22 protein-coding genes and 1 pseudogene are annotated in these 24810 nt (G+C 52.5%); 7 read left to right on the top strand and 16 right to left on the bottom strand.

Annotation, left to right across the window (positions count from 1 at the left end; translation table 11 throughout):
* Window positions 1–57: 57 nt before the first annotated feature.
* From trpS to hofM, 12 genes and pseudogenes are all read right to left on the bottom strand, one after another.
* Window positions 58–1062, bottom strand: a complete 1005-nt coding sequence (gene trpS, locus ACUU1M_RS07100; protein WP_000165553.1) for a tryptophan--tRNA ligase — start codon at window positions 1060–1062, stop codon at window positions 58–60.
* Window positions 1055–1813: a phosphoglycolate phosphatase gene (gene gph / locus ACUU1M_RS07095; protein WP_001031721.1), complete on the bottom strand. Its 759-nt coding sequence runs from the start codon at window positions 1811–1813 to the stop codon at window positions 1055–1057. Before gph ends, trpS begins: the two co-directional genes overlap by 8 nt.
* The gene (gene rpe / locus ACUU1M_RS07090) at window positions 1806–2483 is read right to left on the bottom strand and encodes a ribulose-phosphate 3-epimerase (RefSeq protein WP_000816280.1); all 678 of its coding nucleotides are present in this window, start codon (window positions 2481–2483) and stop codon (window positions 1806–1808) included. Before rpe ends, gph begins: the two co-directional genes overlap by 8 nt.
* A gap of 17 nt (window positions 2484–2500) precedes the next feature.
* Window positions 2501–3337: an adenine-specific DNA-methyltransferase gene (gene dam / locus ACUU1M_RS07085; protein ID WP_000742143.1), complete on the bottom strand. Its 837-nt coding sequence runs from the start codon at window positions 3335–3337 to the stop codon at window positions 2501–2503.
* Between the two features lie 106 nt (window positions 3338–3443).
* A complete protein-coding gene (gene damX / locus ACUU1M_RS07080) occupies window positions 3444–4730 on the bottom strand; it encodes a cell division protein DamX (RefSeq protein WP_134799737.1) in 1287 nt (428 codons plus the stop codon).
* A 91-nt stretch (window positions 4731–4821) separates the two neighbouring features.
* A complete protein-coding gene (gene aroB / locus ACUU1M_RS07075) occupies window positions 4822–5910 on the bottom strand; it encodes a 3-dehydroquinate synthase (RefSeq protein WP_000439870.1) in 1089 nt (362 codons plus the stop codon).
* A gap of 56 nt (window positions 5911–5966) precedes the next feature.
* Window positions 5967–6488 (bottom strand): shikimate kinase AroK, encoded by a 522-nt coding sequence (gene aroK / locus ACUU1M_RS07070; RefSeq protein ID WP_000818618.1) that lies wholly within the window; start codon window positions 6486–6488, stop codon window positions 5967–5969.
* A gap of 400 nt (window positions 6489–6888) precedes the next feature.
* On the bottom strand, window positions 6889–8127 hold the full coding sequence (hofQ, locus tag ACUU1M_RS07065) for a DNA uptake porin HofQ (RefSeq protein WP_000815976.1): 1239 nt from the start codon (window positions 8125–8127) through the stop codon (window positions 6889–6891).
* Window positions 8039–8443, bottom strand: a complete 405-nt coding sequence (gene hofP / locus ACUU1M_RS07060; protein WP_005064917.1) for a DNA utilization protein HofP — start codon at window positions 8441–8443, stop codon at window positions 8039–8041. The genes hofQ and hofP overlap by 89 nt, the downstream gene beginning before the upstream one ends.
* On the bottom strand, window positions 8433–8873 hold the full coding sequence (gene hofO, locus ACUU1M_RS07055; RefSeq protein WP_001055753.1) for a DNA utilization protein HofO: 441 nt from the start codon (window positions 8871–8873) through the stop codon (window positions 8433–8435). Before hofO ends, hofP begins: the two co-directional genes overlap by 11 nt.
* Window positions 8857–9396 (bottom strand): annotated as a pseudogene (hofN, locus tag ACUU1M_RS07050) (DNA utilization protein HofN). The gene hofO and the pseudogene hofN overlap by 17 nt, the downstream one beginning before the upstream one ends.
* Entirely contained in the window at window positions 9396–10175 is a 780-nt protein-coding gene (gene hofM / locus ACUU1M_RS07045; protein WP_001365390.1) for a DNA utilization protein HofM, read from the bottom strand. Before hofM ends, hofN begins: the two are co-directional and overlap by 1 nt.
* 119 nt (window positions 10176–10294) lie before the next feature.
* Between hofM and mrcA the strand changes: the two genes are divergently transcribed.
* Window positions 10295–12847, top strand: coding sequence for a peptidoglycan glycosyltransferase/peptidoglycan DD-transpeptidase MrcA (mrcA, locus tag ACUU1M_RS07040; protein ID WP_001445924.1), 2553 nt, complete (start codon window positions 10295–10297; stop codon window positions 12845–12847).
* 164 nt (window positions 12848–13011) lie between these two features.
* Here the strand turns inward: mrcA and nudE are convergent, their stop codons facing one another.
* A complete protein-coding gene (gene nudE / locus ACUU1M_RS07035; RefSeq protein ID WP_000045744.1) occupies window positions 13012–13572 on the bottom strand; it encodes an ADP compounds hydrolase NudE in 561 nt (186 codons plus the stop codon).
* Window positions 13573–13891: 319 nt separating this feature from the next.
* Between nudE and igaA the strand changes: the two genes are divergently transcribed.
* From igaA to hslO, 4 genes are all read left to right on the top strand, one after another.
* A complete protein-coding gene (gene igaA / locus ACUU1M_RS07030; protein ID WP_000104519.1) occupies window positions 13892–16027 on the top strand; it encodes an intracellular growth attenuator protein IgaA in 2136 nt (711 codons plus the stop codon).
* Between the two features lie 64 nt (window positions 16028–16091).
* Window positions 16092–16760 carry a GMP/IMP nucleotidase gene (yrfG, locus tag ACUU1M_RS07025; RefSeq protein WP_001295168.1) on the top strand — a complete coding sequence of 223 codons (669 nt, stop codon included), beginning with the start codon at window positions 16092–16094 and terminating at the stop codon, window positions 16758–16760.
* Between the two features lie 10 nt (window positions 16761–16770).
* Window positions 16771–17172, top strand: coding sequence for a ribosome-associated heat shock protein Hsp15 (gene hslR / locus ACUU1M_RS07020; RefSeq protein ID WP_000660482.1), 402 nt, complete (start codon window positions 16771–16773; stop codon window positions 17170–17172).
* 24 nt (window positions 17173–17196) lie between these two features.
* Window positions 17197–18075 (top strand): Hsp33 family molecular chaperone HslO, encoded by an 879-nt coding sequence (hslO, locus tag ACUU1M_RS07015; protein WP_005077937.1) that lies wholly within the window; start codon window positions 17197–17199, stop codon window positions 18073–18075.
* 134 nt (window positions 18076–18209) lie between these two features.
* Here hslO and ACUU1M_RS07010 read toward each other — a convergent pair whose 3' ends face one another.
* Window positions 18210–19934: a DUF4153 domain-containing protein gene (locus ACUU1M_RS07010; protein ID WP_000370834.1), complete on the bottom strand. Its 1725-nt coding sequence runs from the start codon at window positions 19932–19934 to the stop codon at window positions 18210–18212.
* Between the two features lie 378 nt (window positions 19935–20312).
* On the opposite strand from ACUU1M_RS07010, the gene pckA reads away from it, so the two are divergent.
* On the top strand, window positions 20313–21935 hold the full coding sequence (gene pckA / locus ACUU1M_RS07005) for a phosphoenolpyruvate carboxykinase (ATP) (RefSeq protein ID WP_001265681.1): 1623 nt from the start codon (window positions 20313–20315) through the stop codon (window positions 21933–21935).
* A gap of 75 nt (window positions 21936–22010) precedes the next feature.
* On the opposite strand, the gene envZ is transcribed toward pckA, so the two are convergent.
* Together envZ and ompR are read right to left on the bottom strand one after the other, a co-directional pair.
* On the bottom strand, window positions 22011–23363 hold the full coding sequence (envZ, locus tag ACUU1M_RS07000) for a two-component system sensor histidine kinase EnvZ (protein ID WP_001253696.1): 1353 nt from the start codon (window positions 23361–23363) through the stop codon (window positions 22011–22013).
* Window positions 23360–24079, bottom strand: coding sequence for an osmolarity response regulator transcription factor OmpR (gene ompR, locus ACUU1M_RS06995; RefSeq protein WP_001157751.1), 720 nt, complete (start codon window positions 24077–24079; stop codon window positions 23360–23362). Before ompR ends, envZ begins: the two co-directional genes overlap by 4 nt.
* Window positions 24080–24306: 227 nt before the next feature.
* On the opposite strand from ompR, the gene greB reads away from it, so the two are divergent.
* A complete protein-coding gene (gene greB / locus ACUU1M_RS06990; RefSeq protein ID WP_000856735.1) occupies window positions 24307–24783 on the top strand; it encodes a transcription elongation factor GreB in 477 nt (158 codons plus the stop codon).
* The last annotated feature ends 27 nt before the right edge of the window (window positions 24784–24810 follow it).

The following is a 24810-nucleotide window of genomic DNA, read 5'->3' as shown; positions in this document are numbered from 1 at the left end:
CCCCTCACCCTAACCCTCTCCCCAAAGGGGCGAAGGGACCGTCCGAGCGTTTTGATATTACGGCTTCGCCACAAAACCAATCGCTTCGTACACCGCTTTCAGCGTACGGGAAGCGTGTACACTGGCTTTTTCTGCGCCGTCTTTCATCACCTGTTGCAGGAAGGCTTCATCGTTGCGGAAACGGTGATAGCGTTCCTGCAATTCAGTCAGCATACCGGAAACGGCATCAGCCACTTCACCTTTCAGATGACCATACATCTTGCCTTCGAACTGTTTTTCCAGTTCTGGGATGCTCTGGCCCGTTACCGCAGAAAGGATATCCAGCAGGTTGGAAACGCCCGCTTTGTTCTGCACATCGTAGCGAACTACCGGCGGCTCGTCGGAGTCAGTGACCGCGCGTTTGATTTTCTTCACTACCGATTTCGGATCTTCCAGCAGGCCGATAACGTTATTGCGGTTATCGTCAGACTTGGACATCTTCTTGGTCGGCTCCAGCAGCGACATTACGCGCGCGCCAGATTTCGGAATAAACGGCTCCGGCACCTTAAAGATCTCGCCATACAGCGCGTTGAAACGCTGGGCGATATCGCGACTCAGTTCCAGGTGCTGTTTCTGGTCTTCACCCACCGGTACCAGATTAGTTTGATACAGCAGGATGTCCGCAGCCATCAGCACCGGATAGTCAAACAGACCAGCGTTGATGTTCTCGGCATAACGCGCAGATTTATCTTTAAACTGCGTCATGCGACTCAGTTCGCCGAAGTAGGTATAGCAGTTCAGTGCCCAGCCTAACTGCGCATGTTCTGGTACGTGGGACTGAACAAAAATGGTGCTTTTCTCAGGATCGATACCACAAGCCAGATACAAGGCCAGCGTATCCAACGTCGCTTTACGCAGCTTCTGTGCATCCTGGCGCACGGTGATCGCGTGTTGGTCAACGATACAGTAAATGCAATGGTAGTCATCCTGCATGTTTACCCACTGACGCAGCGCACCCATGTAGTTACCAATGGTCAATTCACCTGAGGGCTGTGCGCCACTAAAAACGATGGGCTTAGTCATTTTTCGATTCCTGATTTTCGCTATGCGGAAGCCCTAATGCGGGCAGAAGGTCATTTATAGACTGATAAATTACATCAGGCTGGCTGAGATCGATAGCCTCGCCGTAGTTATATCCGTAGGTTAAGCCAACTGATGGGCAACCTGCCGCTTTTGCCGCCTGAATATCATTGCGTGAGTCGCCGACAAACAGCATCTGTTGTGGGGCAATTCCCATCCGCTCAGCCACCAGTAACAGCGGGTCCGAATGCGGTTTTTTGTTTTGCACATCATCGCCGCCGATAACCACGCTAAAGTATTTGGCAATATCTAAGGCTTCGAGCAGCGGCGCGACGAACGGCGTCGGTTTGTTGGTGACCAGGCCTAGCGGCAGGCCTTTAGCCTGCAACGCGCCCAACGTATCGGCAACGTGCGGGAACAAAAACGTCCCCTCTTCGGCAACCTCGCCATAGTAGCGATCGAACAGTTTACGCAGAATACGTACCTGTTCTTCTGCCGGAATGTCGTCATCAACGGGCGGTTTCCCCATTGTTTTACGCAGAGTCGCACGTTCCTGACGCGCCCAGGTCAATGCGCGCTCCATCAGAACATCTGCGCCGTTACCAATCCAGGTAATAACGCGTTCTTCACCTGCGACGGGCAACTCCAGCGCATACAGCGCCATATCTACCGCAGCAGCAAGACCAGGAGCACTGTCGACCAGCGTACCATCAAGATCAAAAGCGACGCCGCGAATATCTTCAAACTTATTCATGACTTACCTTTGCCAGTTCACTGCGCATTTCATCAATGACTTTTTTATAGTCTGGCTGGTCGAAGATTGCCGAACCGGCGACGAACATATCCGCGCCCGCCGCAGCGATTTCGCCAATGTTGTTCACCTTCACGCCACCGTCCACTTCCAGACGAATGTCAAAGCCAGACTCGTCGATACGGCGACGTACTTCGCGCAGTTTATCCAGTGTTTGAGGAATGAAAGACTGACCGCCGAAACCAGGGTTGACGGACATCAGCAGGATCACATCCAGCTTATCCATCACGTAATCCAGATAGCTCAGAGGTGTCGCCGGGTTAAATACCAGACCCGCTTTACAGCCATTTTCTTTAATCAGTTGCAGCGTGCGGTCAACATGCTCGGAGGCTTCTGGATGAAAGGTAATGATGCTGGCACCAGCGGCAGCGAAATCAGGCACAATGCGATCGACGGGTTTCACCATCAGATGTACGTCGATAGGGGCGGTAATGCCGTAGTTACGCAAGGATTTCAGCACCATTGGCCCAATCGTCAGATTGGGAACATAGTGGTTATCCATGACGTCAAAATGCACGACATCAGCGCCAGCTGCCAGGGCTTTTGCGGTATCTTCACCCAGGCGGGCAAAATCAGCCGACAGAATTGAGGGGGCAATCAAATACTGTTTCATCCGCTTCTCCTTGAGAATTATTTTTTCGCGGGTGAAACGACTCCTGGTTTGTACAAAGCCAGCAGTTCGTCCACCTTTTTACGTGTGCCGCCGTTGCTGCTTATACTGCGTCGAACTTTGACGACATGCAATTTTGCGCGCTGATACCACTCACGCGTTAACATCGTATCGTGATTGGAGATCAGCACTGGAATATGGCGCTCAACCAGACCTTCGGCGATCTCCGCCAGATGCGCTTGTTGTTCAAGCGTAAAACTGTTTGTGTGATACGCCGTAAAGTTGGCGGTCGCAGACAGCGGTGCATAAGGCGGATCGCAATAGACGACGGATGCATCATCTGCGCGCGCCATGCTATCGGCGTAAGACTCACAATAGAAAAAGGCATTCTGCGCTTTTTCAGCGAAGTGATACAACTCTGCTTCCGGGAAATAGGGTTTTTTGTAGCGGCCAAACGGCACGTTAAACTCACCGCGCAGATTGTAACGACACAGGCCGTTGTAACCGTAGCGGTTCAAATATAAAAACAGTACCGCCCGACGGAACGGATCCTGGCTTTTGTTGAACTCTTCGCGGAACTGATAGTAAACCTCGGCGCAATTTGTTTCGGGAACAAACAGCTCGCGTGCGGCCTGTACGTACTCATCAGTACGCATCTTCACAATGTTATAGAGACTGATCAGGTCGCTATTGATATCGGCAAGGATATAACGAGAAAAGTCGGTGTTGAGAAACACCGACCCGGCACCTACAAAAGGCTCAACCAGACATTCGCCCTTGGGCAAATGCCGTTTAATATCATCAAGCAGGGGATACTTGCCCCCTGCCCACTTCAAAAAAGCGCGATTTTTCTTCATGCTGACTAACTAATTACACCTTCTCCGGCTGTGGAGAAAGCTCCGACAGCATCCAGCGCTTCAGGCAGCTCCCGCAACGATAAACCATTGCGGGAGATAACCTTGATTACTTCAGATCGGCCTGTACCTGACGCAGCGGTTTCGCCCACGGGTTTTTGGCCTGAACATCTGCTGGCAATGTAGATACCGCTTTTTTCGCCTCTTCTTTCGAAGCGTACATGCCAGAAACCAGGACATACCACGGCTGACCATTACGCGTCGTTTCATAGACAACGTAGTTTTTCAGATTCTCTTTCTTCGCCCAACCGTTCAGGTTGTCGTAGTTAGAGGAACTGCTCAGCTGCAGAGTGTAATGGCTGGACGGTGCCGATTTCAACGAACCAACATTACCTGCGGTCTTCCCTCCAGCGGCTGGTGTTGCCGTGGTTTGCGCCGGGGATGCCGTCTGTACTGGAGCCGTAGTCGCCGTCTCTTTTGGTGCTGGCGTAGAAGTCGCAGCCGGTGCCTTCGTGCTCGCCACAGGGGCAGCTGGTTCAGTACGCTTCGGCGTCTGTGCTACCGGCTTCGGCTCCGTTTTCACGGTTGCTTGCGGTTTTTTCGGTTCAATCACCGCCTGCTGACGAACTGGGCGCGTAGTGGACGGACGTTCAGCGGTTTGCGTTTTCGCCGTGTCACGCGATGCATTGCCATTGCGAACAGGCGCAACCGTTGCGGGTTCAGTCGGCAACGTGGAATTGACCGCCACATTGTTCAGCTGTTGCTGATTTTGTGGCTGGGTCAGCGCATTGTTCAGGTCACCCTGCACTTCAACACGTTGTTGACCATCCGTTGCCACCGGGGTTTGCCCTTGAGTCGGCGTAGAAGAGATCGGTGGCAGAGAAACATCCTGCTGAGTATTTTCCGCAGACGTGGTTCCCGGCGCTGGCTGCACGCCATTCGCCTGATCGGTCGCATTGCCAGCAAGATCAATACTCTTCTCGCCAGACGCGGTTTGATCGCTGGAAGTGGTCGAGGGGGCTTTTAGCGCAGAACCGATACCGATGATCAACAGCAGTAGAACCAGAATGCCGACGCCCATCATCATATACTGACGAGAAGCGGGTTTACTGGCTGCTTTTTTGCGCTTACGCGGACGACGCTCTACTCGCTCTTCATCCACGGTTTCATCTTCGGATTCGTCAATTTCTTCTTCGATTTCCGGTTCCTCATTGCGCTCTTTTTGCGCACGAGTCGGACGGCGATCGTCAGTGTCATCAAGTTCAATATCATCAAAATTGATCTGCGGTTCGCCACGTTCAGTACGCTCAGAACGTTCAGAAGATTGACGAGAACGACCAGTACGACGATCGCTGGGATCGGGTTTCAGCTCGTCTTCTGGTTTGAATTCATCCATTTAACACCCCACTAAAAGGTTAATGCTTACCACGTTGCAATTAACCTGAAGCTAATAGACCGCTTGATAAGCGGCCTGACCTTTCTTGTTGTTACGCTGATTGACAATCGGCAATGGCGTTAAGAACAAGCTCGTGCGAAACGCCGCTGCGAACTTCACTCTTACCAATTGCCAACGGAAGAATTAAGCGCATCTCTCCCGCAAGGACTTTCTTGTCACGCAGCATATGCGGTAAATACGCCTGCGCGGACATTTCGCGCGGCCCATTGACCGGTAACCCAGCCCGCGTGAGCAGGGTTATAATACGCTGCGTTTCGGCAGAACTAAACTGCCCGAGACGTTCCGACGTCCGCGCCGCCATCACCATACCCGCAGCGACCGCTTCACCATGTAACCAATTGCCATACCCCATTTCAGCTTCAATGGCATGACCAAAGGTGTGTCCCAGATTCAGTAAAGCACGTAACCCGGTTTCGCGCTCGTCGGCGGCGACAACTTCTGCCTTCAGTTCACAACAACGGCGAATACAGTACGCCATTGCCGGACCGTCCAGACGCAACAACGCATCCAGATTCTCTTCCAGCCAGTTAAAAAACGCACCGTCAAGAATAATGCCGTATTTGATGACTTCTGCCAGCCCCGCCGCTAACTCACGCGGGGGAAGCGTTTTCAGACAGTCGAGATCCACCACCACTGAAGCAGGCTGGTAGAACGCGCCAATCATGTTTTTACCGAGGGGATGGTTGACCGCAGTTTTGCCGCCAACGGAGGAATCGACCTGCGACAGTAACGTCGTCGGGACTTGAATGAAACGAACACCGCGCTGATAACTCGCCGCCGCGAAGCCGGTCAGATCGCCCACTACGCCGCCGCCAAGCGCCACCAGCGTAGTATCGCGACCATGCGGCTTTTGTAACAACGCCGTAAAGACGGTATCGAGTACAGCTAGGCTTTTATACTGCTCGCCGTCAGGGAGGATAACGCTATCGACGTTAACACCCGCCTGTTCAAGTACGCCGCGGACCTTATCGAGATACAGAGGAGCTAGGGTTTCGCTGGTGACCAACATGACCTGCTCGCCCGATTTCAGCGGTAAGAATGAAGCTGGTTCATTAAACAAACCAGATGCGATGGTAATTGGGTAACTACGTTCCCCGAGAGTAACGACAATCCTCTCCATAACGCGACATCCACCTTAATTACTGTACCCGCAGACGAGTGTATATAAAGCCAGAATTAGTTGCTTTCCAGCATGTGAATAATCTGGTTTGCAACCACTTTAGCGCTTTGATCATCAGTACGAATGGTCACGTCGGCAATCTCTTCATACAGCGGATTGCGTTCATTGGCCAACGCTTCCAGAACTTCACGCGGCGGTGTTTCAACGTGCAGCAACGGGCGTTTTTTATCACGCTGCGTGCGTGCAAGTTGCTTTTCGATGGTCGTCTCAAGATAAACGACAACGCCACGAGCGGAAAGACGGTTACGCGTTTCACGGGATTTCACAGAGCCGCCGCCAGTAGCCAGCACAATACCCTGTTTCTCGGTCAACTCATTGATGACCTTTTCTTCGCGATCGCGGAAGCCTTCTTCGCCTTCTAAATCGAAAACCCAGCCCACATCAGCTCCGGTTCGTTTCTCAATCTCTTGATCGGAATCGTAAAATTCCATATTGAGTTGTTGAGCTAACTGGCGCCCAATAGTGCTTTTTCCGGCACCCATAGGCCCAACCAGAAAGATATTGCGTTTCTCTGCCATTTTTTCGGTACTACTAAGACTATTCGTTAATGATAAACCCGCTTCGCTCAGAGAGCGCCGCAGGACATGAACTGAAACCTCATAAGATATTGCGAGAGTCAGACTGAAAATTATCTCAATACTCCAGCGGGTTTGGCAACTGAATAAATCACCCATCCCTCTGCATATCTGGTCGTTGCAAGCGCGCTGCCTTGCTACCACCGCTCTGGCGATAAATCACCGGGTAAGATTAGCGTAAAAAAGACAGCAAAATGCCGCCTGAATGATAAATCATCATCATGGAACGCAGGCAGCGAAGAGCACCAACTCTCAAATCGGTACTCCTTGTATGCTAAATACCTGCGCGCGTCAAATAGATGAAACACGTTCAGCATAAAAACATTACCGCTTTTACGGCTGTTTACTCACTGGAAACCAGTCGTGGCGTGATAAACACCACTAACTCGCGTCGTTCATCTTCTTTTCCGTCATGACGAAATAATTGCCCGAACCAGGGAATGTCGCCAAGCAACGGTACGCTATCCTGACCCGATTTATTTTTACGGGTAAAAATGCCGCCCAGCGCCAACGTTTCTCCGCTTTTTACCTCGACCTGCGTTTCGATCTCCTGCTTATCAATCGCCAGCACTTCGCCATCGGCCTGCTGTAGCACCTGCCCCGGAACGTTCTGGCTGATGTGTAATTTCAGCCGGATGCGACCTTTTTGTAACACCGTGGGCGTGACCTCCATCCCCAGGACGGCCTCTTTAAATTCCACCGACGTCGCGCCACTTTCCCCGCTGGAAACCTGATATGGAATTTCGCTCCCCTGTTTAATGCTGGCAGGCTGAAGATGTGAGGCCAGCAGACGCGGACTGGCGATAATATCCAGCTGCTGTTTTTGTTCGAGCGCGGAAAGCTCAAGATCCAGCAAGCGTCCGTTGATGCGCCCAATGTTAAAACCGACATGCGTTGTCGCCGTCGCTACGGAGAGGTCGCTACCAAGCGTGGTGACTTGCCCAACGCCACCAGCGTGTTGCGCATCGGCCAGCGTCCATTTCACGCCTAACTCACGCAAACTTTTTTCATTAATGGTGACAATATGCGCCGACAGCTCAACCTGCCCGACCGGCAGATCCATTTGCGCTACCCACTGTTCAAGCGCGCTTAACGCCGTTTTGTTATCTCGTAGCAAAAGGCGATTGGTGCGTTTATCGACGGTCATACTCCCTTTGGCACTCAGTAGCTTCTCCCCCGCTTTCGCCAGTTCTCCCGCGTCGGCGTATTGCAGGGTTATACTGCGATTTTCCAGCGGCAGATTTGCCTGCGCCCGCGCCTGCTCCGCCTCCTGGCGGGCGATATTGTCATTCTGCCAGGCAATGGAATGCACTGAGAGAATGTTGCCTTCCTGCCGCGTTATCAGTCCGGCGCTTTTCACTACAGTTTGTAGTGCCTGCTTCCAGGGAACATCTGTTAGATGTAACGACACCGTACCGCTGACGTCTGGCGACACGACCAAGTTCAACTTCTCCTGTTCAGCCAGCGCCTGCAACACCTGAGCTACCGGAACGTCATCCACCATCAGCGTCACTTTTTGCGGCTTTGCCGCCTGTACGCCGGGTATCAGCATCAACAGTAGTGCGGCTATCCATTGCTTCATTTGTATCTCCTTGCCGTTGCCACAACCATTGTGGCGGTTCGCAGTTTGTCCCGGTACCCAGCGTTAGTACGTCTGGCGTCAGCTGTAAAATTGTCCAGCCGTTTTCCAGCACATCGTTTTGCTGCACCCGTCGCCATTTCTTTTGCCCGTCTTTTATTACACCGATGATGCGCTCGCCTCGCCCTACCATCCCCTGATAGCGCCACTGGCTAAGTTCGCTAATCCGGCATAGATCTTCCGGCGATTTAAAAGGGTCACGCATACCGGTTAAAAGGCACAATGCAATACCTGCCAACAACCAGCGTTTAACCCTCATGCGGCGTCTCCAGTTGTAGCGTGAACAAAAGATCATCACCTTCCACGCTTAACGAAAAACGGCTCACGCTGACGTTGCGCTCTGCCAGCCGTGTAAATGCCGACGGCACTGCTTCCCACAGCGTTTTCAACGCCAACTCGCCTCCCTGCGCGGATGGATGCCAGGAAACCAGTTGCGCGCCGGATAACTGAAAATCCAGTGGCGAAAAGGGCAGCGTTTTTTCCTCGCTGAAGGGAGTGGTGTCTACCAGGCGATACAGTGCGGCCCACTGCTGGTGATGACTTGCCCGTAGTCGAATTAATGCGTCGCGCTCTTCATGGTGTGTCGATGATAGAAAAATGAGCGTAACTAACATCAGCAACCAGAATGCCCAGCAAAACTGGCGGAGGCGGGGTGATGTGGCGAACCACCAGTCAAAGAACATGTTCATCGCTAACCTTCCTTGTTAACTGATACTCAAATTGCCAGCGTCCCTGCGCATCCTGCTGCGTGGCTCCCCGCTGATTGAGATGAAAAGACGCATCCTGGCGGAGTGACGTTTCTAGTGCGTTTAACGCGGTAATGCTTGTTGTCAGCCCCTTGATCTCCAGCGTTCCCTGCTGCCAGCTTATCGTTGTCAGCTAGGCGTGCTCGGGTAAAAGCGCCGCCAGTGCTTCCAGCGCAGATTGCCAGTCGCGGGTAAATTGTCGCTGGCGCTGCCGTTGCGAACGCTGTTCGCGTAACTGCTGTTGCTCCAGCAAACGTGGCTTCGTTATCTGTAAGCTGCGGGCGAGTTGTTGTTCCGCCTGAAGCAAAACTGCGTCTATGCGCGCTTCGGCGCTGCCTGTCAGACGCAGTATTAGCGTTATCCCGACGGCCAGCAGCAGAGGCGCAACGAACATCAGCAACCAGAAACGCAGAAAAGCGGTCCGGCGTTGCTGTCGCCAGGGCAAAAAATTAATTGGCGGGTTCATCAGTACGCCTTCCCAAGCGCCAGCCCCAGCGCGATGGCAAAGTCTCCACCAGGCGGCGGTAGCGGCGGCTGACGAACAGAAACGGCCTCCCAGGGGTCAAATCCGCCTTCGCCACATATCGCGACGCTGTCGGGATCAACGGATAACGCTGCCGCCAGCTCCTTCGCGCTAGTCATCCCCACCGCCAGTTTGCGCCCCCAGCTATAGCGCGTCGCCCACAGCCACTGTTCGTTATCACGCCAGGCCAGACATTGCTGATGAGAAGGTAAAAAAGGCAGGAATCGCTGTAATGCACTGGCATCCGGGGTGATCGCACTAACATGAACACGCAACCTTTCTGCCAGCGTAAGCAGCGTTGCCAGCTCTTTGCTTTGCGCGGCAGTCACGTTATAAGCGGGGCTGAGTGAGTCTTCGCTGTAATCGAAGCGCAGGGAGTCCGGATCCATATCCAGCTCGCGGGCCATCGTCCCTGACAGCCAGGCCGTTTGCTCCCGCTCACCAAGGGACATCGACGGGCGCGGAAATGACCGCTGTAATGTGCGACTGGCGGGAAACGCCAACATAATGTGATGACGCTGCGGCAGTTCGCGACTCCACGGTAACAACGTTTTAGCCAGCTGCTGCGCATCAACAATCCGCCCATCTTTGATAATGTCGTGCGCCAGCGGCAACCGCCACCAGCGTTGCAAAAAGCATTCTTTTGCGCCCCGCACGATCGCAACCGCTGCCGCTTCTTGCTGTTGTAAATGCAAACCAATTTGCCAGATCTTAAATGCCATTGTGATGATCTCCTTATCACCCGTCACTCTGACGGGTATATCAATGCGTCTGGCTTGCCTTTATACTACCGCGCGTTTGTTTATAAACTGCCCAAATGAAACTAAATGGGAAATTTCCAGTGAAGTTCGTAAAGTATTTTTTGATCCTTGCAGTCTGTTGCATTCTGCTGGGAGCAGGCTCGATTTATGGCCTATACCGCTACATCGAGCCACAACTGCCGGATGTGGCGACATTAAAAGATGTTCGCCTGCAAATTCCGATGCAGATTTACAGCGCCGATGGCGAGCTGATTGCTCAATACGGTGAGAAACGTCGTATTCCGGTTACGTTGGATCAAATCCCACCGGAGATGGTGAAAGCCTTTATCGCGACGGAAGACAGCCGCTTCTACGAGCATCACGGCGTTGACCCGGTGGGGATCTTCCGTGCGGCAAGTGTGGCGCTGTTCTCCGGCCACGCGTCACAAGGGGCGAGTACCATTACCCAGCAGCTGGCGAGAAATTTCTTCCTCAGTCCAGAACGCACGCTGATGCGTAAGATTAAGGAAGTCTTCCTCGCGATTCGCATTGAACAGTTGCTGACGAAAGACGAAATCCTCGAGCTTTATCTGAACAAGATTTACCTTGGTTACCGCGCCTATGGTGTCGGTGCTGCGGCACAAGTCTATTTCGGTAAAACGGTCGACCAACTGACGCTGAACGAAATGGCGGTGATAGCCGGGTTGCCGAAAGCGCCTTCCACCTTTAATCCGCTCTACTCAATGGATCGTGCCGTCGCGCGGCGTAACGTCGTACTGTCGCGGATGCTGGATGAAGGGTATATCACCCAGCAACAGTTCGATCAGACACGCACTGAGGCGATTAACGCTAATTATCACGCGCCGGAGATTGCTTTCTCTGCGCCGTACCTGAGCGAAATGGTGCGCCAGGAGATGTATAACCGTTATGGCGAAAGTGCCTATGAAGACGGTTATCGCATTTACACCACCATCACCCGCAAAGTGCAGCAGGCCGCGCAGCAGGCGGTACGTAATAACGTGCTGGACTACGACATGCGCCACGGCTATCGCGGCCCGGCAAATGTGCTGTGGAAAGTGGGCGAGTCGGCGTGGGATAACAACAAGATTACCGATACGCTGAAGGCGCTGCCGACCTATGGTCCGCTGCTGCCTGCCGCAGTCACCAGCGCCAATCCTCAGGGAGCGACGGCGATGCTGGCGGACGGGTCGACCGTCGCATTGAGTATGGAAGGCGTTCGCTGGGCGCGTCCTTACCGTTCGGATACTCAGCAGGGACCGACGCCGCGTAAAGTGACCGATGTTCTGCAAACGGGTCAGCAAATCTGGGTTCGTCAGGTTGGCGATGCATGGTGGCTGGCACAAGTGCCGGAAGTGAACTCGGCGCTGGTGTCGATCAATCCGCAAAATGGTGCCGTTATGGCGCTGGTCGGTGGCTTTGATTTCAATCAGAGCAAGTTTAACCGCGCCACCCAGGCACTGCGTCAGGTGGGTTCCAACATCAAACCGTTCCTCTACACCGCGGCGATGGATAAAGGTCTGACGCTGGCAAGTATGTTGAACGATGTGCCAATTTCTCGCTGGGATGCAGGTGCCGGTTCTGACTGGCAGCCGAAGAACTCACCACCGCAGTATGCTGGTCCAATTCGCTTACGTCAGGGGCTGGGTCAGTCGAAAAACGTGGTGATGGTACGTGCAATGCGGGCGATGGGCGTCGACTACGCTGCAGAATATCTGCAACGCTTCGGCTTCCCGGCGCAAAACATTGTCCACACCGAATCGCTGGCGCTGGGTTCAGCGTCCTTCACCCCAATGCAGGTGGCGCGCGGCTACGCGGTCATGGCGAACGGCGGCTTCCTAGTGGACCCGTGGTTTATCAGCAAAATTGAAAACGATCAGGGCGGCGTGATTTTCGAAGCGAAACCGAAAGTAGCCTGCCCGGAATGCGATATTCCAGTGATTTACGGTGATACGCAGAAATCGAACGTGCTGGAAAATAACGATGTTGAAGATGTCGCTATCTCCCGCGAGCAGCAGAATGTTTCTGTACCAATGCCGCAGCTGGAGCAGGCAAATCAGGCGTTAGTGGCGAAGACTGGCGCGCAGGAGTACGCACCGCACGTCATCAACACTCCGCTGGCATTCCTGATTAAGAGTGCTTTGAACACCAATATCTTTGGTGAACCAGGCTGGCAGGGTACCGGCTGGCGTGCAGGTCGTGATTTGCAGCGTCGCGATATCGGCGGGAAAACCGGTACCACTAACAGTTCGAAAGATGCGTGGTTCTCGGGTTACGGTCCGGGCGTTGTGACCTCGGTCTGGATTGGCTTTGATGATCACCGTCGTAATCTCGGTCATACAACGGCTTCCGGAGCGATTAAAGATCAGATCTCAGGTTACGAAGGCGGTGCCAAGAGTGCCCAGCCTGCATGGGACGCTTATATGAAAGCCGTTCTTGAAGGTGTGCCGGAGCAGCCACTGACGCCGCCTCCGGGTATTGTGACGGTGAATATCGATCGCAGCACCGGGCAGTTAGCTAATGGTGGCAACAGCCGCGAAGAGTATTTCATCGAAGGTACGCAGCCGACACAACAGGCGGTGCACGAGGTGGGAACGACCATTATCGATAATGGTGAGGCACAGGAATTGTTCTGATTAAAAAGGCGCTTCGGCGCCTTTTCAGTTGGCTGACAAAGTGCATTTGTTTATGCCGGATGCGGGTGAACGCGTTATCCGGCTAACAAAACCGTGAAAAATCAATATATTGCAGGAACCCCATAAGCCTGATAAGCGTTGTGCATCAGGCAAACTTCACGCATTTACACTCGCCCCTGCCCTTTCAACCATTCGCGCACGAGGAACAGCGCGCTGACATTACGCGCTTCGTTGAAGTCAGGGTCTTCCAGCAAATCCATCATATGCGCCAGCGGCCAGCGCACCTGTGGTAGCGGCTCTGGCTCATCGCCTTCCAGCGATTCCGGGTAGAGATCTTGCGCGACCACGATATTCATTTTGCTGGAAAAGTAAGACGGTGCCATGCTGAGCTTCTTCAAAAAAGTCAGATCGTTCGCACCAAATCCAACCTCTTCTTTTAGCTCGCGGTTAGCGGCTTCGTAGACGCTTTCACCCGGATCAATTAATCCTTTCGAAAAACCTAATTCGTAGGATTCAGTTCCCACTGCGTATTCGCGGATCAGGATCAGGTGATCGTCCACAATCGGCACAATCATCACTGCTTCCCGGTTGGTTGGACGCATTCGTTCATAAACACGCCGCACGCCATTGCTGAACTCCAGATCCACGCTCTCGACGGTAAACAGTCGGGAACGGGCTACAGTTTCAACATTCAGAATGGTGGGTTTTTGTAATGATTTGCTCATCGTGGGATCTATGCTGTGAAATCAGCGGTTATTGTGCGATATCGGACACGCTTTCGGCAATGTGAATTGCATGTTATTTACATTTATGTAACTTAATAAATAATCGTCCTCAAATCAAATTAAAAGTCAATAGGTTGAAATAACTCCAGGAATTTGCTGATATTCCGCCTTCAGAGGGTTTGCTATGATCAGCGGTTACTGTGATGTGCTTAATGATGCTCAAGTTAAACTCCACGCTTGCCGATAGCCAACCGCAGAATCATGTATTGTGTCCGGTGCGACTGACCACGCCTGACAGACTAAGTAAGATGGGGAAAGCATGAGCACCATTGTGATTTTTTTAGCTGCTTTGCTGGCCTGCTCACTACTTGCGGGATGGCTGATAAAAGTGCGATCCAGACGGCGTCAGCTGCCCTGGACCAACGCCTTCGCGGATGCGCAAACGCGTAAACTCACACCTGAAGAACGTAGCGCCGTTGAAAATTATCTTGAGAGCCTGACGCAGGTATTACAGGTGCCTGGCCCAACGGGAGCTAGCGCGGCACCGATCTCTCTGGCGCTGAATGCCGAAAGCAACAACGTCATGATGCTGACACACGCTATCACACGTTACGGCATCTCTACCGACGATCCGAATAAATGGCGTTACTACCTCGATTCGGTAGAAGTCCACCTGCCCCCCTTCTGGGAACAGTACATCAACGATGAGAATACCGTTGAACTGATTCATACCGATTCGCTGCCGTTGGTTATTTCACTCAACGGTCATACGCTGCAGGAGTACATGCAGGAAACGCGCGGCTATGCCTTGCAACCTGTTCCGTCCACGCAGGCGTCGATTCGCGGGGAAGAGAGTGAGCAAATCGAGCTACTCAATATTCGCAAAGAAACGCATGAAGAATATGCGCTGAGTCGTCCGCGCGGGCTGCGTGAAGCGTTGCTGATCGTCGCCTCCTTCCTGATGTTCTTTTTCTGCCTGATTACCCCGGATGTATTTGTTCCGTGGCTGGCAGGCGGCGCATTACTGCTGCTGGGCGCAGGTCTGTGGGGGCTATTCGCGCCCCCGGCAAAATCCTCCCTGCGAGAAATTCATTGTCTGCGCGGTACACCCCGTCGTTGGGGATTGTTTGGCGAAAACGATCAGGAACAGATCAACAATATTTCACTCGGTATTATCGACCTGGTCTATCCCGCACACTGGCAGCCATACATTGCTCAGGATCTCGGTCAACAAACCGATATTGATATCTATCTCGACCGCCACGTAGTGCGTCAGGGGCGATATCTTTCGCTGCATGATGAAGTAAAAAACTTTCCGTTACAGCACTGGCTGCGCAGTACGATTATCGCTGCGGGCTCGCTGCTGGTGCTGTTTATGCTGTTATTCTGGATCCCGCTGGATATGCCGCTGAAATTCACTCTCTCATGGATGAAAGGCGCGCAGACCATTGAAGCCACCAGCGTAAAACAACTGGCTGACGCTGGCGTGCGGGTAGGCGATACATTGCGTATTAGCGGTACGGGAATGTGTAATATTCGCACTTCCGGAACCTGGAGCGCGAAAACCAATTCACCTTTTTTACCGTTTGACTGCTCGCAGATCATCTGGAATGACGCCCGCTCATTACCATTACCAGAATCTGAACTGGTCAACAAAGCGACGGCATTGACTGAAGCAGTTAATCGCCAGCTGCACCCTAAACCGGAAGATGAATCTCGCGTCAGTGCCTCATTACGTTCAGCGATTCAAAAATCCGGCATGGTATTGCTTGATGATTTTGGCGACATTGTACTGAAGACAGCGGATTTATGTTCTGCCAAAGATGACTGTGTGCGACTGAAAAATGCGCTGGTCAATCTCGGCAACAGTAAAGACTGGGACGCGCTGGTAAAACGCGCCAACGCCGGGAAGCTCGATGGCGTGAATGTGTTATTACGCCCGGTGAGTGCGGAATCGCTGGATAACCTGGTGGCAACCTCCACCGCGCCGTTTATCACGCATGAAACGGCGCGAGCGGCACAATCACTAAACAGTCCGGCCCCCGGCGGATTCCTGATTGTCAGCGACGAAGGCAGCGATTTTGTTGATCAGCCCTGGCCTTCGGCATCACTTTACGACTACCCGCCGCAAGAACAGTGGAACGCTTTCCAGAAACTGGCACAAATGCTGATGCATACGCCGTTTAACGCCGAAGGTATCGTCACAAAAATCTTCACTGACGCCAATGGTACGCAGCATATTGGCCTTCATCCGATCCCGGATCGTTCCGGCCTGTGGCGCTATCTCAGCACCACATTGCTGCTACTGACGATGCTGGGTAGCGCCATTTACAATGGCGTACAGGCCTGCCGTCGTTACCAGCGTCATCGCACTCGCATGATGGAGATTCAGGCCTATTATGAAAGCTGCCTGAACCCGCAACTGATCACCCCTTCAGAAAGCCTTATCGAATAACACGTTTGCGCGGCAGGTTATGCTACCCTGTCGCGCAAATTGCTTCACTCTGGAGATTTCCCTCATGCATATCAACATTGCCTGGCAGGACGTAGATACCGTTCTGCTGGATATGGACGGCACGTTGCTCGACCTCGCCTTCGATAACTATTTCTGGCAAAAGCTGGTGCCTGAAACATGGGGCGCGAAAAACGGGGTTACGCCACAGGAAGCGATGGAATATATGCGCCAGCAATATCACGACGTACAGCATACGCTAAACTGGTACTGTCTTGATTACTGGAGTGAGCAACTGGGTCTGGATATCTGTGCGATGACCACCGAGATGGGACCGCGCGCCGTACTGCGTGAAGATACCATTCCGTTTCTTGAGGCACTGAAAGCCAGCGGTAAGCAGCGAATTTTGCTCACCAATGCTCATCCGCACAACCTGGCGGTAAAACTTGAGCATACGGGTCTGGACGCACACCTTGATTTATTACTTTCCACCCACACATTTGGTTATCCGAAAGAGGATCAGCGGTTATGGCATGCGGTGGCCGAAGCTACGGGTCTGAAAGCTGAAAGAACGCTGTTTATTGATGACAGCGAAGCGATTCTCGATGCTGCCGCGCAATTTGGTATTCGTTACTGCCTCGGCGTGACTAATCCTGATTCCGGGATTGCCGAGAAACAGTATCAACGCCATCCGTCACTGAATGACTACCGCCGCCTGATCCCCTCGCTAATGTGAAGGAGACGCCATGAAAGAGAAACCTGCTGTTGAGGTTCGACTGGATAAATGGCTATGGGCTGCCCGTTTTTATAAAACCCGCGCGCTGGCCCGTGAAATGATTGAAGGCGGTAAGGTGCATTACAACGGGCAGCGCAGCAAGCCGAGCAAAATCGTCGAGCTGAATGCCACGCTCACTCTGCGCCAGGGAAATGACGAACGCACGGTGATTGTAAAGGCGATTACTGAACAGCGTCTCCCCGCCAGCGAGGCAGCCTTGCTGTATGAAGAGACTGCGGAAAGTGTAGAGAAACGCGAAAAAATGGCGATGGCACGTAAACTTAATGCCTTAACCATGCCGCACCCGGACCGACGCCCGGACAAAAAAGAGCGCCGCGACCTGTTACGATTTAAACACGGCGACAGTGAATAACTGTCACCTGCAAGAGAGATGATTATGCCGCAACATGACCAATTACATCGCTATCTGTTTGAAAATTTTGCCGTTCGCGGCGAACTGGTAACCGTTTCGGAAACCCTGCAACAGATCCTTGAGAACCACGATTATCCGCAGCCCGTTAAAAACGTGCTGGCAGAACTGCTGGTTGCGACCAGCCTGTTAACCGCTACGCTGAAGTTTGATGGTGATATCACCGTACAGCTGCAGGGCGACGGTCCGATGAATCTGGCGGTTATTAACGGTAACAATAACCAGCAAATGCGCGGTGTGGCGCGCGTGCAGGGCGAAATTCCAGAAAATGCCGACCTGAAAACGCAGGTCGGCAATGGTTACGTGGTGATCACCATTACCCCGAGCGAAGGCGAACGCTATCAGGGCGTAGTTGGTCTGGAAGGTGATACCCTGGCGGCCTGCCTAGAAGATTACTTTATGCGTTCTGAACAGCTGCCGACGCGCCTGTTTATTCGCACCGGCGACGTAGACGGCAAACCGGCTGCAGGCGGTATGTTGTTGCAGGTAATGCCTGCGCAAAATACCCAGCAGGACGACTTTGACCACCTGGCGACGCTAACCGAAACCATCAAAACCGAAGAACTGCTGACCTTACCGGCAAACGAAGTGTTGTGGCGTTTGTATCACGAAGAAGAGGTGACGGTTTACGATCCGCAGGATGTGGAGTTCAAATGCACCTGCTCGCGTGAACGTTGCGCCGATGCGCTGAAAACGCTGCCTGATGAAGAAGTTGATAGCATCCTGGCGGAAGATGGCGAAATTGACATGCATTGTGATTACTGCGGTAACCACTATCTGTTCAATGCGATGGATATTGCTGAAATCCGCAACAACGCGTCTCCGGCAGATCCGCAAGTTCATTAATGAGTATGTCCGGCAGAGAGGGCTCTGCCGGATTTTACGACTTAATGGCCTGATGTGCTGCGCTTACCAGCGCCTATGAAATAAATCGCAAATTATTTTGGTCAGATACAGCGTCGTATCCGATAAAAGCGTTGTCACTTACTTAAGTTTATTTCCAGCGTTTCACCATCTACCGTCAGATCGCGCCACGCTTTCGGCCTCGTCCCCAGTTTTCCATCCTTCGCAGCTGTGAGTAATTTTTCTTTCGTTATTTCGTTCGGAAGTAAACTCATATCAAGCGCGTCCCATTCTTTTCTGTCTGAGTCAAAGCCATAGACAATGACTCTGTCATCATTAAAAGCAAACAGGATCCGCTCCGCCTGACCATCACTATTCAGATCTTGCTCGACCAGTACGCAGGCGTCTTTTTCAATACAGGTCATCACGTTATAGCGATCCTGGATTAAGGCCGACCAGAATGTCGCATCCGGTTTAACAGAACCAGGGGCAATTAACACATTTTCGGCTAATACTTTTTCCGATACCTGTTCCTGAAGATGTTGCCCTCCATCTAACGCCATCAGCAGATCCCGCGCGCGTTTCGGGTCTTTCATAAACCCGGCATCGCTTTTCAGCGACTCAAGCGCCGCACGTCCATAGCGACCGCTCTGTTCGAGCATGTAGATAGTTACCTGGTCTGGCGTGTTTTTGCCGCTCTGATAACGCGCCATATGACTGTTCACGCTAATACGCATACTGTCCAGCACCGGCGAATTAAGAAGCACCAGTATCACCAACACCAATAACGAAACCGCAAGGTTCACTTTGCCCTGAAGAACAAGGGGATTTTGCCCATTACGCCAGACGATACTGACAAAATACCCCAGCGACCACACCAGTAACACCAGCTCCGCCAGCGCGCCCTGCAAGCGGTCGACAGTCCAGCCGTACTGAGCGACCCGCAGCCATAACCCCCAGGTGGCGACGAACACATACAGCGGAGCAACCAGCAAAGCGGTTTTAATCAGGCAACGCAACGGCCCCGTCCAGGGAAGTGACGCTTTTTGCGGATCGCGGACAATAGCCATTAAGATCAATTGCAAAAAGGCCAGCGTTAACAGCAACCCGGCGGCGGAGATGTGGTGAGAAATCGCGCTCAGGCCCGTAAACGGCAGGGTGATGATAAACATCAGGGTTAGCAATGATACTAACGGCAGCAACCCCGTGGCGATTAGCGTGAACAACTTTTGAATAGAGTCGATTAAACGTGACTGTGTACGCGCGAGGATCACCGCCAGTGCGGTAACCAGACCAAATGTAAGATACATAAACCAGTCGGTTGCAAAAAAGAGCGTATTGAAAAACGTGATGCCAACAAGTTTAAACAACTCACCCCACAGTAAAAGCACCAGCCACGTCAGGCCATTGGAGAGAAAAATCACCAGTAATATAAGTACGTTATGCCATACTGACTGGTAAAAGTAGCTATAGCGGCTACTGCCATTGCGGATACGAAGGCTTTGTTGTATCCACGGTAGCAACAACATTGCCATCAACAGCAGATAGCAGCCAAAATCCCAAATCGCCTTTTCAGCTCTCCAGGGGTTCATGCCATCAGTTTGCCACTTCAGCCAACCGCTCATCCCTGTCGTGGCAATAAACACCAGCGCCAGCCATCCCCAAAGGCGCTTCTGTTTAAAAGAGATCACGGAGAAGAGTAAAACGGATGAAAACGCGACGGTCGCAGGCACGCCATAAACAATCCAACTGTGATTTTTTCCGGCAAGCCAGGCGATAAGCAGGTAGCAAACCAGCCCCTGAAGTAATCCGGTAGCAATCATCCCCCAGCGTGTTGCCGGTGAAAGTTCAACGTTATCCATGTTGGTTATCCAGAATCAAAAGGTGGGTTAATTATCGCATCCGGGCAGTAGTATTTTGCTTTTTTCAGAAAATAATCAAAAAAAGTTAGCGTGGTGAATCGATACTTTACCGGTTGAATTTGCATCAATTTCATTCAGGAATGCGATTCCACTCACAATATTCCCGCCATATAAACCAAGATTTAACCTTTTGATAACATTTTCCACACCTAAAATGCTATTTCTGCGATAATAGCAACCGTTTCGTGACAGGAATCACGGAGTTTTTTGTCAAATATGAATTTCTCCAGATACGTAAATCTATGAGCCTTGTCGCGGTTAACACCCCCAAAAAGACTTTACTATTCAGGCAATACATATTGGCTAAGGAGCAGTGAAATGCGCGTTAACAATGGTTTGACCCCGCAAGAACTCGAGGCTTATGGTATCAGTGACGTACATGATATCGTTTACAACCCAAGCTACGACCTGCTGTATCAGGAAGAGCTCGATCCGAGCCTGACAGGTTATGAGCGCGGGGTGTTAACTAATCTGGGTGCCGTTGCCGTCGATACCGGGATCTTCACCGGTCGTTCACCAAAAGATAAGTATATCGTCCGTGACGATACCACTCGCGATACTTTCTGGTGGGCAGACAAAGGCAAAGGTAAGAACGACAACAAACCTCTCTCTCCGGAAACCTGGCAGCATCTGAAAGGCCTGGTGACCAGGCAGCTTTCCGGCAAACGTCTGTTCGTTGTCGACGCTTTCTGTGGTGCGAACCCGGATACTCGTCTTTCCGTCCGTTTCATCACCGAAGTGGCCTGGCAGGCGCATTTTGTCAAAAACATGTTTATTCGCCCGAGCGATGAAGAGCTGGCAGGTTTCAAACCAGACTTTATCGTTATGAACGGCGCGAAGTGCACTAACCCGCAGTGGAAAGAACAGGGTCTGAACTCCGAAAACTTCGTGGCGTTTAACCTGACCGAGCGCATGCAGCTGATTGGCGGCACCTGGTACGGCGGCGAAATGAAGAAAGGGATGTTCTCGATGATGAACTACCTGCTGCCGCTGAAAGGTATCGCTTCTATGCACTGCTCCGCCAACGTTGGCGAGAAAGGCGATGTTGCGGTGTTCTTCGGCCTTTCCGGCACCGGTAAAACCACCCTTTCCACCGACCCGAAACGCCGCCTGATTGGCGATGACGAACACGGCTGGGACGATGACGGCGTGTTTAATTTCGAAGGCGGCTGCTACGCAAAAACTATCAAGCTGTCGAAAGAAGCGGAACCTGAAATCTACAACGCTATCCGTCGTGATGCGCTGCTGGAAAACGTCACCGTGCGTGAAGATGGCACTATCGACTTTGATGATGGTTCAAAAACCGAGAACACCCGCGTTTCTTATCCAATCTATCACATCGATAACATCGTTAAGCCGGTTTCCAAAGCGGGCCACGCGACTAAGGTTATCTTCCTGACTGCTGATGCTTTCGGCGTGTTGCCGCCGGTTTCTCGCCTGACTGCCGATCAAACCCAGTATCACTTCCTCTCTGGCTTCACCGCCAAACTGGCCGGTACTGAGCGTGGCATCACCGAACCGACGCCAACCTTCTCCGCTTGCTTCGGCGCGGCGTTCCTGTCGCTGCACCCGACTCAGTACGCAGAAGTGCTGGTGAAACGTATGCAGGCGGCGGGCGCGCAGGCTTATCTGGTTAACACTGGCTGGAACGGCACTGGCAAACGTATCTCGATTAAAGATACCCGCGCCATTATCGACGCCATCCTCAACGGTTCGCTGGATAATGCAGAAACCTTCACTCTGCCGATGTTTAACCTGGCGATCCCAACCGAACTGCCGGGCGTAGACACGAAGATTCTCGATCCGCGTAACACCTACGCTTCTCCGGAACAGTGGCAGGAAAAAGCCGAAACCCTGGCGAAACTGTTTATCGACAACTTCGATAAATACACCGACACCCCTGCGGGTGCCGCGCTGGTAGCGGCTGGTCCGAAACTGTAATGATTTGAAGCTGGAGAATATCTATCCAGTATCTTATAGAAAGCAAAACGGGAGGCACCTTCGCCTCCCGTTTATTTACCCTTCTTTTGTCGTGCCCTGCGCCCGCGTTACCGGCACTGGCAGCCAGGCGCGAATGGAAAGCCCGCCCCGCTCGCTGGTGCCAAGCTCCAGCATCCCGTTATGGTTATCCACGATACGCTGCACAATTGCCAGCCCTAATCCCGTGCCGCTAATGGTGCGCGCACTGTCGCCGCGGACAAACGGCTGGAACAGGTGCTTACGTTGTTCCGGCGCAATTCCCGGACCGTCATCTTCCACCTGGAACCAGGCGCGATTCGGCTCCGTTCCGCTGCTGACTTTGATCCAGCCATTGCCATAACGGGCGGCGTTGACCACCATATTCGCCACCGCGCGTTTGATCGACAGCGGGTGCATTTTCACTTCAATGCTGCCGGGGTAAAGCGCGGTTTCAATTTCCCGCTCATAGCCACTTTCGGCAGCAATCACCTCACCGAGCACTGCATTAAGATCCGCCATTTCCATCGGCATCTCCTGCCCGGTGCGCAGGTAGTCGATAAACTGCTCAATGATGGCGTTGCACTCTTCGATATCTTTATTGATCGATTCTGCCAGATAGCCATCCTGCTCGCTCATCATCTCAGTCGCCAGGCGAATACGCGTCAGCGGCGTGCGCAAGTCGTGACTTACCCCCGCCATCAGCAGCGTGCGGTCATCCGCCAGTTGCTTAACACCAGCCGCCATATGGTTAAAGGCACGGGTAACGGAACGCACCTCCGAAGCGCCATATTCACGCAGCGGCGGCGGAATAATCCCTTTACCAACCTGCAAGGCTGCGTGTTCGAGATCGACCAACGGTCGGTTCTGGATACGAATAAACAGCCACGCCCCGCCTATCGCCAATAGCATAATCGCCAGCGTATAGCGGAACAGCGGAGAGAAATCGCCCTGATGAATTTCGGTCAGCGGCACGCGTACCCAGATATTGGGCGACAGCCAGGTTTTCAGCCAGACGACAGGCGAACTTTTGTTGACCTCAACGCGCACTTCCGTCGGGCCGCCCAGTTGCTGTGCCATCTGATGGCTTAAGAATTCATAGTGTTGCGCCCAACGCAGACCTGCCTCTTCGGCAGCCTCGTTGGAGTAGAGAGAGATCCCCAGCTCACGGTAGATCTCCCGACGGAAAGCGGGAGGCACAACCAACTGCGTGCCGTCCTCCAGTTGCAGTTTGTCGGTCATCAACATACGCACTTCGTACGCGAGGACTTTATTAAACTGCTGGAGGCTCGGCAAAATCGCGAAGTTCAGCACCACCAGATAAGTCGTCACCAGGCTGGCGAACAGCAAGGTGACGATGAGCAATAACGTACGGGCAAATGAACTTCGTGGCGAGAAGCGCAATCGCCTCATGCTTTAGAGCCGTCCGGTACAAAGACGTAGCCCAGGCCCCAAACGGTCTGAATGTAACGCGGATGCGCTGGATCTTCTTCTACCATGCGGCGCAGACGCGAAATCTGCACGTCGATGGAGCGTTCCATTGCGGAATATTCACGACCACGGGCAAGGTTCATCAGCTTATCGCGGGAGAGCGGCTCACGCGGATGGCTGACCAGTGCCTTCAGTACCGCAAACTCACCGCTGGTGAGCGGCATCGGCTCATCTTCGCGGAACATTTCGCGCGTACCGAGGTTAAGTTTGAACTTACCGAAAGCAATTACCGCCTCTTCCTGTGACGGTGCGCCTGGCAGTTCGTTCGCCTGACGACGCAGCACCGCACGAATACGGGCCAGCAGTTCACGCGGGTTAAACGGTTTTGGAATGTAGTCGTCAGCGCCAATCTCCAGGCCTACGATACGGTCCACTTCTTCCCCTTTCGCCGTCACCATAATGATCGGCATCGGGTTGCTCTGACTACGAAGACGTCGGCAAATCGACAAGCCATCTTCACCAGGTAACATTAAATCCAGTACCATAAGATGGAAAGATTCACGAGTCAGCAGGCGATCCATCTGTTCTGCATTAGCGACGCTTCGAACCTGGAAGCCTTGTTCGGTGAGATAACGTTCCAGCAGCGCACGCAGGCGCATGTCGTCATCGACCACCAGAATCTTGTAGTTCTCTTGCATTGTTTGTACTCCCAAAGGTTCGCAACAATTTGTAAGCGTGTATTCTTAAAAAAGCTCACGTTCGTCACCAGCTAAATCTGGTATGAATTTCAGCCTAAATTGTTACAAAGCATATTAAACAGCAGCTTAAGTATACAATTTATTCGGCGAAACATTATTGATTCTGTTGATATGATCACGTTATACCCAATGTGCGCATTATCAAACAGACAAAGGGAATCAACGAGATGAAAACGCCCCTGGTTACCCGGGAAGGGTATGAAAAACTCAAACAAGAGCTTAATTATCTCTGGCGTGAAGAACGCCCGGAGGTCACAAAAAAGGTGACCTGGGCCGCAAGTCTGGGCGACCGCAGCGAAAATGCTGACTATCAGTATAATAAAAAGCGTCTGCGTGAAATCGACCGTCGCGTGCGCTATCTCACTAAATGCCTGGAAAATCTCAAAATCGTCGATTACTCCCCTCAGCAGGAAGGCAAAGTCTTTTTTGGCGCGTGGGTGGAGATTGAAAACGACGATGGCGTGACTCACCGTTTCCGTATTGTCGGCTACGATGAAATTTTTGGCCGTAAAGATTACATCTCTATCGATTCCCCGATGGCCCGCGCATTGCTGAAAAAAGAAGTCGGCGATCTGGCGGTGGTGAATACCCCTGCCGGGGAAGCGAACTGGTATGTTAATGCTATCGAGTACGTGAAACCGTAAGGAAGAGTCTTAACCTCCTGCCGATGG

The sequence above is a fragment of the Shigella sp. SIG6 genome (assembly GCF_053555815.1).
This window is presented reverse-complemented; position numbering and strand designations above follow the sequence as displayed.